This is a genomic window from Empedobacter sp. UBA5528, from assembly GCF_002426075.1.
GTDB lineage: Bacteria > Bacteroidota > Bacteroidia > Flavobacteriales > Weeksellaceae > Empedobacter > Empedobacter falsenii_B.
Genome location: NZ_DINY01000005.1, coordinates 68,697 through 82,416 on the forward strand (window position 1 = coordinate 68,697; position 13,720 = coordinate 82,416).

Genomic DNA, 13,720 nt, shown 5'->3' on the forward strand with positions numbered 1-13,720 from the left:
AATTATAAAAATAAAAAAAGCGACTTGATAAACCAAGTCGCTTTTAGAGTATTATAATAGAGATTTGTTATTTAACAAAATCTTCTGCTTGTTTTAGTGCAGCATCTAATCCAGAAACCTCTTTACCACCTGCTGTAGCTAAGAAAGGTTGTCCACCTCCGCCACCGTTGATGTGTTTTGCAATTTCTTTTACAATTTGTCCTGCGTTATAACCTTTTTCTTCCACAAGATTTTTTGTAATAGAAATTGTGATAGATGGTTTTACAGCATCATTAGTACCTACTACGATAAATGCATTTTCGATTTCTTTTGTCAAATCAATTGCATTTTGTTTTGCAGCATTTGTATCTAAATTTGTTTTAACCGCTAAGAAATTAACACCATTAATCTCTTTAATTGCAGCTTTCCAAGTTGCTTTTTCAGCAGCAGCTTGTTGCGCAACAAAAGATTCTAATTGTTTTTTCAATTCTGCATTTTCATCTAATAAATGTTGAACAGCTTTTACCGCATCATTTTTCGTTTTAAGTGCAGCTAAAACATCATTGTAATTTTTCTCAGCATCTTTGTATGCTTCGATTGCTTTGTTTGATGTAATTGCTTCGATACGACGAATACCAGCAGCAGTAGAAGATTCAGATAAAATTCTGAACAAACGAATATCTGCTGTGTTTTTTACGTGCGTACCACCACATAATTCGATTGAAGATCCGAAACGAATGACACGAACTTTATCACCATATTTTTCACCAAATAGAGCCATAGCTCCATCAGCAATAGCTTCGTTGATATCACAATCTCTTTTTTCGATTAATGGTAAAGCTTCTGCAATTTTATCGTTTACTTTTTGCTCAACAATAGCCAATTCTTCATCTGTCATTTTAGAGAAATGAGAAAAGTCAAAACGTAAATAATCGTCTCCAACATACGAACCTTTTTGTTCTACGTGCGTTCCTAAAACTTCGCGTAAAGCTTCGTGCATTAAGTGTGTTGCAGAGTGATTTTTAGTTGTCTCATTACGTTTTTCTGTGTCAACTTTCGCATTGAATGTAGCGTTTACATTTTCTGGTAAAGTTTCAACGAAATGAATTACTAAGTTATTTTCTTTTTTCGTGTCAACAACTTCAATTGTTTCATTCAAAGTAGAAATTGATCCTGTATCACCAATTTGTCCTCCAGATTCTGCATAGAATGGCGTTTGGTTGAATACCAATTGGAAAAATTCTCCTTTTTTATTTTTTACTTTTCTGTAACGTGTAATTTTTACTTCAGCTTCTGTGTTATCATAAGCGATAGAGGTTTCCTTTCCTTTATCATCTAAAATAACCCAGTCATCCGTTACTAAAGCAGTTGCTTTTTTCGAACGTTCTTTTTGTTTCGCCATTTCAGCTTCAAAACCAGCTTCGTCAATTGTGAAACCGTGATCTTCTGCTACAATACGAGATAAATCTGCGGGGAAACCAAATGTGTCATATAATTCGAAAACCACATCACCAGGAACAACTTTAGAATCTCCTAATTGCTCAATGATTTGATTTAATCGATTTAATCCTTGTTCAATTGTACGTAAGAAAGATGCTTCTTCTTCGCGAATAACGCCAGTTACAATTGTTTCTTGTTTTACTAATTCTGGGAAGAAATCGCCCATTTCAGCTTTCAAGATTGGATATAATTTATAGATAAAAGGCTCTTTAAGACCTAAGAAACGATATCCGTAAGAAATAGCACGACGTAAAATACGACGAATTACATATCCAGCTCCTGTGTTTGATGGTAATTGTCCGTCTGCAATTGCAAAAGAAACTGCACGTAAATGGTCAACTACAACACGAATCGCGATATCTGTTTTTTCTGCTGCGCCATATTTTACACCAGAAATTTCTTCTAATTTTTGAATTGTTGGTTGAAAAACATCTGTATCATAATTTGATGATTTTCCTTGTAAAACCATTGCTAAACGCTCAAATCCCATTCCTGTATCGATGTGTCGCGCTGGTAAAGATTCTAAAGAACCATCAGCTTTACGTTGGTATTGCATAAATACCAAGTTCCAAATTTCGATAACTTGTGGGTGATCCATATTAACCAATGTTTTACCATCAACAGCTAAACGATCAGCTTCTGGACGAATATCAACATGAATTTCAGAACATGGTCCACATGGTCCGATATCACCCATTTCCCAGAAATTATCTTTTTTATTTCCGTAAAGAATTCTGTCTTCAGCAATATGTTGTTTCCAAAGTTCTAATGCTTCTTCATCTAATGATGTTCCGTCACCTTTATCACCTTCAAAAACTGTTACATAAATTTGATCTTTAGAGATTCCGTATTTTTCTGTTAGTAATTCCCACGCCCAAGCGATTGCTTCTTTTTTGAAATAATCACCAAAAGACCAGTTTCCTAACATTTCGAACATCGTGTGGTGGTAAGTATCTTTTCCTACATCATCCAAATCATTATGTTTACCAGAAACACGAAGACATTTTTGTGTATCCGCGATACGATTACTTTTTGGAGTTCCGTTTCCTAAAAAATATTCTTTGAATTGTGCCATCCCCGAATTATTGAACATTAATGTCGGATCGTCTTTCAAAACAATCGGCGCAGAGTCTACTATTAAGTGGCCTTTTGTCTCAAAAAAATGCAGAAATTCTTTTCTTATATCTTTGGATTTCATTTAATTAAATTATTTTTATCATTTGATTAACAAGTTTACTCGTACAATATTCGTTACTTTGCAAACGTTTTACAAAGATAATAAAAGGTTGGTTAAGTAATGGAAAATAAAAACTATAAGTATAATTCTGTGAAATTTTTAATGAGTTGGGCGAAGAAAAGAGTCCAAAAAACTCCTAAAACAGCATTATACGTATTACTATTTTTATGTCTATCGACAATATCTGCTGGAATGATTGGTTATCATTTTAATGATTCTGAATACGCATCGAGAGCAGGGAAATTCAAAGACGACAAAAGCAAATTATTAGCTGAGTTGGAAAGAATGGAAAATGAAAATCAGCAATTACATAAAAAATTCAAAGAAGTTGAAGAAGCTTTGACAGAAATCGAAGAAAAAGATCGCAATATTTATCGTACAATTTATGATATGCGTGTCAATGAAAATATCGATTCTGTAAACAAAGAAATTGATAATTATACAGCAGAAGATATCGAAAAATTGATTGATAAAATTGAAATTGAATCAAAATCGTTGGACGAAGTATTTCGTTCGGCTGGTGTTAAAGATGCCAATTTATCATCAATGCCAGTACTAAAACCTGTTGCAGATAAATATGTAAGTAGATTAGCTTCTGGTTATGGATCTCGTTTTCACCCAATTTTGAAAGTGAATAAAATGCACAAAGGTTTAGATTTTGCAGCTTCTACAGGAACACCAATTTATGCAACTGGAGATGGTTCTGTAAAAGTTTCTGAATTTAATTCGGGTTACGGAAATATGGTGGTCTTGAAACACGGAAATGGTTACGAAAGTTTGTATGCTCACATGTCTCGTGCGAAAGTTCGTAGTGGACAAAAAGTGAAAAGAGGCGATGTAATTGGTTATGTTGGGACGACTGGATTGTCGACAGGAGCGCATTTGCATTACGAAATTCACAAGAATGGAGAACCTGTAGATCCAATTATGTATTTCTACAATGATGTAGATCCAGACGATTTCATTAAAATTTATCAAAACTCTAAAAAATTGTCATTATCTTTGGATTAAACGCTGATAATGAACGTAGACCTGCCTGATAAACTATATTACTCGATTGGCGAAGTCGCCAAAGCCTTTGATGTAAATGCATCGTTGATTCGATTTTGGGAGAAAGAATTTGAAATTATTCAACCCAAAAAGAACAAAAAAGGAAATCGATTATTTACCAAAAATGATATTGATTGTTTCAAGAATATCTATTATTTGGTAAAAATAAAAGGCTATACGTTAGAAGGTGCAAAACAAGCGATTGGTAAAAAAGGAATTGCGACAACAACAGATGAAATAGATGTTGTGAAGCGATTAGAAAATATAAAAGATGAACTCATCAAACTTAAAATGAGTTTTGAGTCGGAAGAAATTTTAGAAAAAGATGAACTGAATTAAGTTCATCTTTTTTGGTTATAAAACTTTTGTTTCAATAAATTTAAAGCCAATTGCAAGTATAAAACTTATAATGATTAGAATCCAGTTTGGTTTTAGTTTAGTTTTTAATTCAAATAGTTTCGAAAAAATTTCAATCACTCTTTCTTTGTCAATAATTAAGATAACAAAGACTAAAACTTGATAAAAAATAGAAGAATTTAGCGCAACAATTTCATAGAAATAATCTTGTAGAATAATATTGATTAAAATTGTAGTTAATAACAAGCATGCAAAAATTCTTGTCCTTCTAAAAAGTAATGTGATTGCACCAATCACTTCAAAAATTCCGATGATTATTGGATACCCTTTGGTAAAACTATAAAAATTCCACATCAATCGATGACCTTCAGAAAGATGATTATTAATGCTGTTATCCATATTTGTGAATTGAGTAGGTTTTACAATTCCATACACAAACATTGATATTGAAACCGTAAATATTGCTGACCAATAAAGTATATAGATTAGTTTTTGTTTCATTTATTTTTTAAAATTATTTAGAATAATCATTACAATTTTTATAATTAATACAATAATAGTGATTGGAAGTAAGAAGAGTAAAATGGAGTATAAACTCCAAAAATCATTTAAAATTTTAAAATATTGTAAAAAAAATAAGCTAATCAAGTAAAGCCAGAATAAAAAAACTAAAATGAGAAGGTTATTTATTTTGAATATTTTTCGTTCAACGAAATAAAAAGTCAAAATAATCAAAAGTGGTATTGCAATAGTATAAACGTAAAACATATTTTAGGTTAATAGTTGGTTATAAGCTACGATGAACTCTTCCAATTGTTGTAAAGTTACTTTATCAATAATTTTTCCTTCCGAATTTACTTTTCCTTTAACACCTTGAATGAGTAAAGTTGTTTCATTATTGAAGTTTGTCATCAACGTTTTCATTATCAATTGCAATTCTTCATGTCCTTTTTCTCCATTTGCAGACGCAGTGATAATTCCTAAAGGTTTTCCATCAAAAATGGTTGTAGAAACGCACCATTCTAATACATTTTTTAATCCACTCGGAATACTAAAAATATATTCGGGCGTACAAATAATTATTCCATCAGCTTTTTCTATTTCAGTTCTAAAACCAAGTATTTCTTGCGGCGTATTTTCGATAGAACGTTCTGGATCAAAATGAGGAAGAGTTTTTAATTCATCAAAAACAGTACATTTGAAATATTGAGATGTAGAAGAAATAAAATTTTCTATGATTTTTTGATTAGATGAATTTTCGCTTGTGCTTCCATTAATGATGAAAATATTTTTCATTTTCGTTGATTTGAACATCTAAAATAGATAATTATTCTTAACTTATCTTAAGAAAATCTTCTGCTAAGATTTCGTAAATTTACAGATTCAAACGAAAACTCAATGTACTTAATATACGATACAGAGACAACTGGTCTTCCGAAAGATTGGAATGCGCCGATTTCTGACTCCGACAACTGGCCGCGTTGTATACAAATCGCTTGGCAATTGCACGATGAAATGGGGCAAATTATTGAACATCAAGATTATTTGGTGCGTCCAGATGGTTTTGATATTCCGTATGATTCTGAACGTATTCACGGAATTTCAACTGATTTAGCAACCGAAAAAGGTGTTCCATTAAAAGAAGTTTTAGATAAATTCAACGAAGCTTTAGGTAAAGCTAAATTTATTGTTGGACAAAATTTAGGTTTCGATATTAACATTATGGGAGCCGAATTTTATCGTCTGAATTATGAAAATAATTTAGCCGAAAAACCTGTTTTGGATACCTGTACCGAGGTGACTGCTGAGTTATTGAAACTTCCTGGAGGTCGTGGAGGTCGTTACAAATTACCAACGTTAACGGAATTGCATCAATATCTTTTTGGTGTTTCGTTTGGCGAAGCGCATAACGCAACTGCCGATGTGGAGGCAACTACGCGTTGTTTTTTCGAGTTGATTCGTAAAGGTATTTTTACAAAAAACGAGTTAGAAGTTGAAGATGAATATTTTGTTCGATTTAATGCAATTAATGAAACAAATATTCAGCCAGTTGGACTAAATCACGTAAATCTTAAAAAAGCTTCACAAGAAATTGCGAAAATTAAAGCCAAAGAAGATGGAGGAGATGAGGTTATTGATATTTCGGAAGAAGTTTTAGCACAATTCGAGAAAGCAAAATTTGCACATTTACATAATCACACACAATTTTCAATTCTTCAATCGACTATTTCTGTAAACGATTTGGTGAGTGCTGCGGCAAAAAATAAAATGACTGCAGTTGCAATTACCGATCATGGAAATATGATGGGAGCTTTTCATTTTAATGCAGAAGTACAAAATCATAATAAAGCTGCAAAAGTAAAGAATGAAGAGTTAATTGCTGACGGAGCAGAACCAACGGAAGTTATCTTAAAACCTATTATTGGTTCCGAATTCTTTGTTTGTGAAAATCATTTAGACAAAACAAAAAAGGATAATGGCTATCAAATTGTAATTTTTGCAAAGAACAAAAATGGTTATCATCATTTAGCAAAAATGGCATCGAAGGCTTATACTGATGGGTTTTACTACGTGCCTCGAATTGATAAAGCGATTATTGAAGAATATAAAGAAGATTTAATTGTTTTGTCTGGAAACTTACAAGGTGAAGTTCCAAACAAAATTTTGAATCTTGGTGAAAAGCAAGCCGAAGAAGCTTTACTTTGGTGGAAAGAGCAGTTTGGTGATGATTTTTACATCGAATTGATGCGCCACGGACAAGAAGATGAAGATCGTGTTAATCAGACTTTGCTTGCGTTTGCGCGTAAACACAATGTAAAAGTTGTTGCGACAAATAATACGTATTATATCAATCAAGACGATTCGAATGCACACGATATTTTGTTGTGTGTGCGCGATGCAGAAAAACAATCAACGCCAATTGGTCGTGGTCGTGGATTCCGTTTTGGTTTGCCAAATCAAGAATATTATTTTAAGTCGGAAGCAGAAATGAAACAATTGTTTCAAGACATTCCCGAAGCAATTATTAATATTCAAGAAATTGTTGATAAAATAGAAGAATACACGCTTTATCGAGATGTATTACTTCCAAAATTTGATATTCCCGAAGAATTTCATCACGCAGAAGATGATGAAGATGGAGGGAAAAGAGGTGAGAATGCTTATTTAAAACATTTAACCTACGAAGGTGCAAAAATTCGTTATCCAGAATTGACAGACGAAATTAAAGAACGTTTGGATTTCGAATTAGCCACAATTGAAAAAACAGGTTATCCTGGTTATTTCTTGATTGTACAAGATTTTATTGCTGCGGCGCGTAAAATGGGCGTATCGGTTGGTCCAGGTCGTGGTTCGGCGGCAGGATCAGCAGTTGCTTATTGTTTATGGATTACCAATTTAGATCCAATTCAGTACGATTTACTTTTTGAGCGATTCCTAAATCCTGATCGTGTATCTATGCCCGATATCGATATCGACTTTGATGACGAAGGTCGATCGTTGGTAATGGATTATGTGATTGATAAATATGGAGCAAATCAAGTAGCGCAAATCATCACTTATGGTACAATGGCGGCGAAATCTTCGATTAAAGATACGGCGCGTGTATTGGATTTACCATTGTTTGATGCGAACCGTGTTGCAGGTTTGATTCCGAATATGAAGTTATCTAAAATCTTCAATTTAGATGAAGCTGCATTAAAAGGAGCCTTAAAACCAGAAGAGTTTGATGCTGTAAGCGAATTTAAACGTTTATCGAATGGAGACGATTTAGCTGCGGAAACTATTCAGCAAGCAAAAATCTTAGAAGGTTCTGTTCGTAACACGGGAATTCACGCGTGTGGGGTAATTATTACGCCAGATGATATTACGAATTTCGTACCTGTAACAACAGCTAAAGATTCAGATTTATATGTAACGCAGTTTGATAACTCGGTTGCAGAAAGTGCCGGATTATTGAAGATGGACTTTTTGGGGTTGAAAACCTTAACCTTGATTAAAGATACCATCAAATTAGTAAAAGCGAGAACAGGAATCGAAATCAATCCGGATGAAATTCCGATTGACGACGAAAAAACATATGAGCTTTTCCAGCGTGGCGAAACGGTTGGGGTTTTCCAATACGAGTCACCCGGAATGCAAAAATACATGAAGGATTTACGTCCGACAGTTTTCGCGGATTTAATTGCCATGAATGCCCTTTATCGTCCTGGGCCTATCGAATATATTCCGTCGTTTGTTCGCCGTAAAAATGGTGAAGAACCAATTCAGTACGATTTGGATGCGATGGAAGAATATTTATCAGAAACCTACGGAATTACGGTTTATCAGGAGCAAGTAATGTTGCTTTCGCAAAAATTAGCAGGTTTCTCGAAAGGTGATGCCGACGTTTTGCGTAAAGCAATGGGGAAAAAGCAAAAAGCTGTCTTGGATAAAATGAAACCAAAATTTGTTGCGCAAGCTTCAGAAAAAGGGCATGATCCTAAGATTTTAGAAAAAGTTTGGACAGACTGGGAAGCCTTTGCATCCTATGCCTTCAATAAATCGCACTCGACGTGTTATGCATGGGTAGCGTATCAAACAGCTTATCTGAAAGCACATTATCCAGCAGAATATATGGCGGCTGTTCTTTCAAATAATATGAATGATATCAAGCAAGTGACCTTCTTTATGGAAGAGTGTAAGCGAATGGGATTGGCGGTTCTTGGTCCAGATATCAATGAATCGATTACGAAGTTTAACGTAAACGAAAATTATGAAATTCGTTTTGGAATGGGAGCTGTAAAAGGTGTTGGGCAAGCCGCAGTAAACTCGATAATTTCTGAACGTGAAGCAAATGGTCCGTTCAAAGATATATACGACTTTGTTAAACGTGTCGAATTGCGAACAGTGAACAAAAAAACAATCGAAAACTTAGTTTTAGCTGGAGGTTTTGATTCGTTTGAATTTCATCGTGGACGTTATTTTTTTATCGATAATACAACGACGAATCTGGAAAAATTAATCAAATATGGAGGAAATTATCAGGAGCAAAAAAACTCTTCTCAAACTTCTTTATTTGGTGATTTTGGAGGAGATTCTGTTGTAGAAGATGTGGTTCCGATGTTGCCAGATTGTGAGAAATGGAATATGTTACAACGTTTGTCGAAAGAGAAAGAAGTTGTTGGAATTTATATTTCTTCGCATCCTTTGGATGATTTCAAACATGAGTTGAAAATGGCTTCAAATTGTAGTATTTCTGATATCAATGCGAATGAAGATAATTTTGTCAACAAAGAAGTTTCAATTTGTGGAATGATGTCAAATATTCAACATAGAATTGCCAAAAATGGAAACGAATTTGGTATTTTTACGTTTAGTGATTACACCGATTCGATGGATATCATGGTTTTTGGTAGCGATTATATGAAATATAGACACTTTATGCAGGAAAATATGTTCTTGAATTTGAAATTGAATATCTCGAAAAAAGAATTCAAAGACAAAGAAGGAAATGTAACGCAAGGTCGTGTGTATAAAAACATCACAAATATTTTGTTGTTGAATGAAATTGTTGAAAAACAAGCCGAAAAAATGACGGTGAAGATTGAAGTTCCAGAATTTTCGGAAGAAACATTTAGCAAATTATCAGATATTATGTTCAAATATCAAGGAGATAAATTATTAAAAATTCAATTAATTGATCCAAAAGATTATTTGAATAATTTAGATTTACCAGCAAGTAAAATCAAAATTAACATTTGTCGAGATTTGTTGAAAGAATTAGATGAATTGCAGGAAATTACATTCAAACTGAATTAATTATTCGTTTCATCTATTGAATAATTGATAGATAATATGAACGAAATTTTTCAAGAATAAAATTTTATGTAGATTTGTAAACTTAAGATTAGATAAAAAAAATATAAGATTATGGCATTAGAAGTAACAGACGCATCATTTGCATCAGATATTATAGAGTCAGGAAAACCAGCAATGGTTGATTTTTGGGCTGTTTGGTGTGGTCCTTGTAGAATGGTTGGTCCAGTTGTGGAAGAGCTTGCTACAGAATATCAAGGAAAAGCAGTTATTGGTAAAGTTGATGTAGACACAAACCAAGAAGTTGCAGCAAAATATGGAATTCGCAACATTCCTACAATTTTATTCTTCAAAGACGGAGAAGTAGTAGACAAAGTTGTTGGAGTTGTTCCAAAAGAGCAATTAGTAGAAAAATTAAACGCGATTTTATAATAAATTAAATCGCTGATTTTGAAATAAAAGAATCTCGGATGCAAAATTTCCGAGATTTTTTTTGAAAAAAGTTTAGGTTTTATCAGAAAACCGCCTATATTTGCAATCCGAAATCGATACAGATTTTGATCCGGTAGTTCAGTTGGTTAGAATACTTGCCTGTCACGCAAGTGGTCGCGGGTTCGAGTCCCGTCCGGATCGCAAAAAGTTCGTTCTTTTACACAATATATTTTTTATAATTTCTGATCCGGTAGTTCAGTTGGTTAGAATACTTGCCTGTCACGCAAGTGGTCGCGGGTTCGAGTCCCGTCCGGATCGCAATTTTTTATAAAAATTCATAAAAAATATATCAATTTATAATTTTCTGATCCGGTAGTTCAGTTGGTTAGAATACTTGCCTGTCACGCAAGTGGTCGCGGGTTCGAGTCCCGTCCGGATCGCATCTATTTCTTTTTCTATTTTAGTGCGATCGAAAATTATAAATAAAAAAACAGACTGATCCGGTAGTTCAGTTGGTTAGAATACTTGCCTGTCACGCAAGTGGTCGCGGGTTCGAGTCCCGTCCGGATCGCCAACTTTTATAAGCTTCACTTATTGTGAGGCTTTTTTTTGCTCCAAACTTTTTATTTTTGCATAACGCATAACGCATAACAATGAATCATATTTATTTGGTGAACGCCTTGGTTACAGATGAAACGGGTAGAATGTTAGCTGTCCGAAAAAAGAAATCGAAATTTTTTCAGATGGTTGGTGGAAAACGAGAACAAGATGAAGAATTATTAACCACACTTCGACGCGAATTTTTAGAAGAGATTAATGTTGATATTCTACAGCACGATGTTTCATTTTTAGGGCAACACACTTCTATTGCCGTTAATGAAGTTAATACCGAAGTTTATGCAAATGTATTTCATGTTAAATTAAAATCATTAGAAACGCTTAAAATCGCTTCTGAGATAGAAGAAATGGCGTGGATAACGAAAGAAAACTACAAAGAATTTCAATTGGCTCATTTATTAGAAGAATTCAGTTTACCGATTTGGTTAGAAATGAAATTTTAAGGAAATATTTTGAAATATATTAATGCGATTAAGTTGCATTAATTAAGAAATAATCTATCTTTATTAAAAAAATAAACGATGGAGATAATTATAAAAACAATATTGGTTGGCGTTGGTGCAACAATTGTGATGGATATTTGGGCTTTTATTTTGAAATTATTCAATATTAAATCTTTGGATTATAGATTTGTAGGACGTTGGATTGGACATTTTGCAAATGGAAAGTTTACACATGATAAAATATTTGATTCAAAACCAATTCAAAATGAAATTTTTATCGGTTGGTTGGCGCATTACTTAATCGGAATTACATTTTCTATTTTATTAGTCGTGATTTTTGGGGTAGAATGGTTAAATCATCCGACCGTTTTTCCCGCTTTATTTGTAGGATTGTTTACAATTGTAGCACCTTTTTTTATTATGCAACCAGCATTTGGGCTCGGACTTGCATCTTCCAAACTTCCATCGCCAAATGTAATGCGTTTTCGCAGTTTACTCACACATTTTATTTTCGGTTTTGGCTTATACATTTCTGCATTAATTCTTTCTCTATTCTAAATATTTTTCAAAAAAGTTTGTAACGTTTTTATTTTTTTTCTACTTACTAGTAAACACTAAAATAATTAAACGATGAAATCTATTTGGGAAGCAACAGTTGAAAATAATGTTATCAGAATCGAGAATAATTGGTTTTCTGGCGAAAAACTTTTTGTAAATGACAAATTACAAGATTATCAAATTAACTATTTTTCTGCGCCAATTTTAACGGGGCATTTGAAAAATTCTAAAGATGAAAAGTTAAATATCAAAGTAAATATTTTGCAAGAATTTTTCGGAGTCAATTGTATTTTATTTATCGATGATGAACAAGTTGCGTTGAAAAAAATAAAGTAACGATTTTGGAAGCTAAACAAACTCTTTTTTTAGAATTAATCGATCAGCACAAAGGGATTTTACACAAAATCGCTATGATGTATATGGATAATTCTGAAGATCAAAATGATTTGATACAAGAGATTGTTTTGCAGTTATGGAAATCTTTTGATCGTTTCGAAGGTAAGTCTCAATTTTCGACATGGATGTACCGCGTTTCGTTGAATACGGCGTTAACTTATTTTAGAAAAGAAAAGAGAAAAGCAGATCGTCATACTTTTTTAGAAAATATTGATCAAGTAGATGAGGTGGATTCTGGTGAAAAAGAAACGCAACTCGAATTGTTTTACAAAGCAGTTCATGAATTAAATAAAGTAGAGAAAGCATTGATTTTTCTGTTTTTGGAAGGGCAAAATCACAAGGAAATTAGTATCAACTTGGGAATTTCGGAAGTAAATGCACGTGTGAAATTGAACAGAACGAAAGAAAAAATACAAATCATCATAAAAAAATACGGTTATGAATTTTGATGAATTACAAAAACAATGGGACAATCAATCTTCAGATGAAGTGAAAATTGATCCAAATCTTGAACTTAATCAAGAAGCAAATACCATTATTGATAAAGTAAGAAAAACATTGAAACAAGAATTTTATTTTCAATCATTAGGATTATTGTTTTTATATGCTTTTCCTTTCTTATTTGATGCAAATACGCCAACAATTTGGTGGACATTGTTGTGTATTTCGTTGTCTTTTTTGGTACCGTTTATTTATATTTTCAAGTTTTATAAACGATCTTATCATTTGGAATATAATTCGCTAAAGAACATCAATTGGTTTTATTATAATTACAAATCTGCGATTGATATTTACAGTATTTATTCGTACTTGATTTCTATTTTAGTGTTGATGGTTATTGGTATTTCGTATATCCAGCATCCAAACTCGTTGCAATTTGAATACAAATTTCAGTTTTATCTTTATATTTTTCTTACACTATTTTTCTATGTTTTAATTTGCGTTTTATTATTAAAATGGTGGATTTCTACTTATTATAAAAAGAATCTGGTAGAATTAGAAAATATATTACATCAATTAGAAGAGTAACCAAAAGTTACTCTTTTTTTAATATGGAATATCAAGTACAAACTTAAATTTCATTGGAACATTATTTCGGAGAATTTCTACAGAAATTTGCTGAAATTCATTTTTAATCATGAATTTTTCGATATCATTTAAACTCATTTTATTCACTTGTTTTCCATCCAATTTTGTAAGTATATCATTTGCTTTCAAACCTACTAAATCTGCATTCGATTTTTTACGAACCGCTTCTATTTTATAAACAGGTTTCATTTCAAATTGGTAATTCATCTTTTGTGTTGTAGTACCATTGTCTTTATCAACATCGTTTGTGTTGAATGTCATTCTA

General features: G+C 32.7%; 13 protein-coding genes and 4 tRNA genes. 13 read left to right on the top strand and 4 right to left on the bottom strand.

The features are described 5' to 3' along the window. Positions 1 to 67: 67 nt before the first annotated feature. Positions 68 to 2,677: an alanine--tRNA ligase gene (alaS, locus tag B4L98_RS01030; RefSeq protein ID WP_291077330.1), complete on the bottom strand. Its 2,610-nt coding sequence runs from the start codon at positions 2,675 to 2,677 to the stop codon at positions 68 to 70. Positions 2,678 to 2,776: 99 nt separating this feature from the next. Here alaS and B4L98_RS01035 point away from each other — a divergent pair, with 99 nt between their 5' ends. Both B4L98_RS01035 and B4L98_RS01040 read left to right on the top strand, forming a co-directional pair. Continuing rightward, a complete protein-coding gene (locus B4L98_RS01035; protein WP_038330999.1) occupies positions 2,777 to 3,727 on the top strand; it encodes a M23 family metallopeptidase in 951 nt (316 codons plus the stop codon). Positions 3,728 to 3,736: 9 nt separating this feature from the next. Then, positions 3,737 to 4,105, top strand: a complete 369-nt coding sequence (locus tag B4L98_RS01040) for a MerR family transcriptional regulator (RefSeq protein WP_038331000.1) — start codon at positions 3,737 to 3,739, stop codon at positions 4,103 to 4,105. A gap of 15 nt (positions 4,106 to 4,120) precedes the next feature. Here the strand turns inward: B4L98_RS01040 and B4L98_RS01045 are convergent, their stop codons facing one another. Together B4L98_RS01045 and B4L98_RS01050 are read right to left on the bottom strand one after the other, a co-directional pair. Next, a complete protein-coding gene (locus B4L98_RS01045) occupies positions 4,121 to 4,624 on the bottom strand; it encodes a hypothetical protein (RefSeq protein WP_038331001.1) in 504 nt (167 codons plus the stop codon). A 270-nt stretch (positions 4,625 to 4,894) separates the two neighbouring features. Further along, positions 4,895 to 5,419: an NADPH-dependent FMN reductase gene (locus B4L98_RS01050; protein WP_115001941.1), complete on the bottom strand. Its 525-nt coding sequence runs from the start codon at positions 5,417 to 5,419 to the stop codon at positions 4,895 to 4,897. A 102-nt stretch (positions 5,420 to 5,521) separates the two neighbouring features. Here B4L98_RS01050 and dnaE point away from each other — a divergent pair, with 102 nt between their 5' ends. From dnaE to B4L98_RS01105, 11 genes are all read left to right on the top strand, one after another. Beyond that, complete coding sequence (gene dnaE / locus B4L98_RS01055) at positions 5,522 to 9,922, top strand: DNA polymerase III subunit alpha (RefSeq protein WP_291077332.1); 4,401 nt, start codon at positions 5,522 to 5,524, stop codon at positions 9,920 to 9,922. 111 nt (positions 9,923 to 10,033) lie between these two features. Continuing rightward, positions 10,034 to 10,351 carry a thioredoxin gene (gene trxA, locus B4L98_RS01060; protein WP_038331009.1) on the top strand — a complete coding sequence of 106 codons (318 nt, stop codon included), beginning with the start codon at positions 10,034 to 10,036 and terminating at the stop codon, positions 10,349 to 10,351. A 127-nt stretch (positions 10,352 to 10,478) separates the two neighbouring features. Continuing rightward, positions 10,479 to 10,552: transfer RNA gene (locus B4L98_RS01065), tRNA-Asp, on the top strand. Between the two features lie 43 nt (positions 10,553 to 10,595). Next, positions 10,596 to 10,669 (top strand) — tRNA-Asp (locus B4L98_RS01070). Between the two features lie 48 nt (positions 10,670 to 10,717). Next, a tRNA-Asp gene (locus B4L98_RS01075) sits at positions 10,718 to 10,791 on the top strand. Between the two features lie 57 nt (positions 10,792 to 10,848). Next, positions 10,849 to 10,925 (top strand) — tRNA-Asp (locus B4L98_RS01080). Between the two features lie 79 nt (positions 10,926 to 11,004). Then, positions 11,005 to 11,412: an NUDIX hydrolase gene (locus tag B4L98_RS01085; protein ID WP_291047681.1), complete on the top strand. Its 408-nt coding sequence runs from the start codon at positions 11,005 to 11,007 to the stop codon at positions 11,410 to 11,412. Between the two features lie 78 nt (positions 11,413 to 11,490). Next, entirely contained in the window at positions 11,491 to 11,970 is a 480-nt protein-coding gene (locus B4L98_RS01090; RefSeq protein WP_291047682.1) for a DUF2938 domain-containing protein, read from the top strand. Between the two features lie 72 nt (positions 11,971 to 12,042). After that, the gene (locus B4L98_RS01095; protein ID WP_291047683.1) at positions 12,043 to 12,306 is read left to right on the top strand and encodes a hypothetical protein; all 264 of its coding nucleotides are present in this window, start codon (positions 12,043 to 12,045) and stop codon (positions 12,304 to 12,306) included. Positions 12,307 to 12,383: 77 nt separating this feature from the next. Beyond that, a complete protein-coding gene (locus B4L98_RS01100; protein WP_409410629.1) occupies positions 12,384 to 12,815 on the top strand; it encodes an RNA polymerase sigma factor in 432 nt (143 codons plus the stop codon). Next, positions 12,805 to 13,395 (top strand): hypothetical protein, encoded by a 591-nt coding sequence (locus B4L98_RS01105; RefSeq protein ID WP_291047685.1) that lies wholly within the window; start codon positions 12,805 to 12,807, stop codon positions 13,393 to 13,395. Before B4L98_RS01100 ends, B4L98_RS01105 begins: the two co-directional genes overlap by 11 nt. 18 nt (positions 13,396 to 13,413) lie before the next feature. Here B4L98_RS01105 and B4L98_RS01110 read toward each other — a convergent pair whose 3' ends face one another. Then, positions 13,414 to 13,716 (bottom strand): PDZ domain-containing protein, encoded by a 303-nt coding sequence (locus tag B4L98_RS01110; RefSeq protein ID WP_291047687.1) that lies wholly within the window; start codon positions 13,714 to 13,716, stop codon positions 13,414 to 13,416. Between the last annotated feature and the right edge of the window lie 4 nt (positions 13,717 to 13,720).

What these genes read in the sequence shown, in the direction of transcription:
- alaS (WP_291077330.1), bottom strand. Translation starts at nt 2,677, where the DNA reads ATGAAATCCAAAGATATAAGAAAAGAATTTCTGCATTTTTTTGAGACA.
- B4L98_RS01035 (WP_038330999.1), top strand. Translation starts at nt 2,777, where the DNA reads ATGGAAAATAAAAACTATAAGTATAATTCTGTGAAATTTTTAATGAGT.
- B4L98_RS01040 (WP_038331000.1), top strand. Translation starts at nt 3,737, where the DNA reads ATGAACGTAGACCTGCCTGATAAACTATATTACTCGATTGGCGAAGTC.
- B4L98_RS01045 (WP_038331001.1), bottom strand. Translation starts at nt 4,624, where the DNA reads ATGAAACAAAAACTAATCTATATACTTTATTGGTCAGCAATATTTACG.
- B4L98_RS01050 (WP_115001941.1), bottom strand. Translation starts at nt 5,419, where the DNA reads ATGAAAAATATTTTCATCATTAATGGAAGCACAAGCGAAAATTCATCT.
- dnaE (WP_291077332.1), top strand. Translation starts at nt 5,522, where the DNA reads ATGTACTTAATATACGATACAGAGACAACTGGTCTTCCGAAAGATTGG.
- trxA (WP_038331009.1), top strand. Translation starts at nt 10,034, where the DNA reads ATGGCATTAGAAGTAACAGACGCATCATTTGCATCAGATATTATAGAG.
- B4L98_RS01085 (WP_291047681.1), top strand. Translation starts at nt 11,005, where the DNA reads ATGAATCATATTTATTTGGTGAACGCCTTGGTTACAGATGAAACGGGT.
- B4L98_RS01090 (WP_291047682.1), top strand. Translation starts at nt 11,491, where the DNA reads ATGGAGATAATTATAAAAACAATATTGGTTGGCGTTGGTGCAACAATT.
- B4L98_RS01095 (WP_291047683.1), top strand. Translation starts at nt 12,043, where the DNA reads ATGAAATCTATTTGGGAAGCAACAGTTGAAAATAATGTTATCAGAATC.
- B4L98_RS01100 (WP_409410629.1), top strand. Translation starts at nt 12,384, where the DNA reads ATGTATATGGATAATTCTGAAGATCAAAATGATTTGATACAAGAGATT.
- B4L98_RS01105 (WP_291047685.1), top strand. Translation starts at nt 12,805, where the DNA reads ATGAATTTTGATGAATTACAAAAACAATGGGACAATCAATCTTCAGAT.
- B4L98_RS01110 (WP_291047687.1), bottom strand. Translation starts at nt 13,716, where the DNA reads ATGACATTCAACACAAACGATGTTGATAAAGACAATGGTACTACAACA.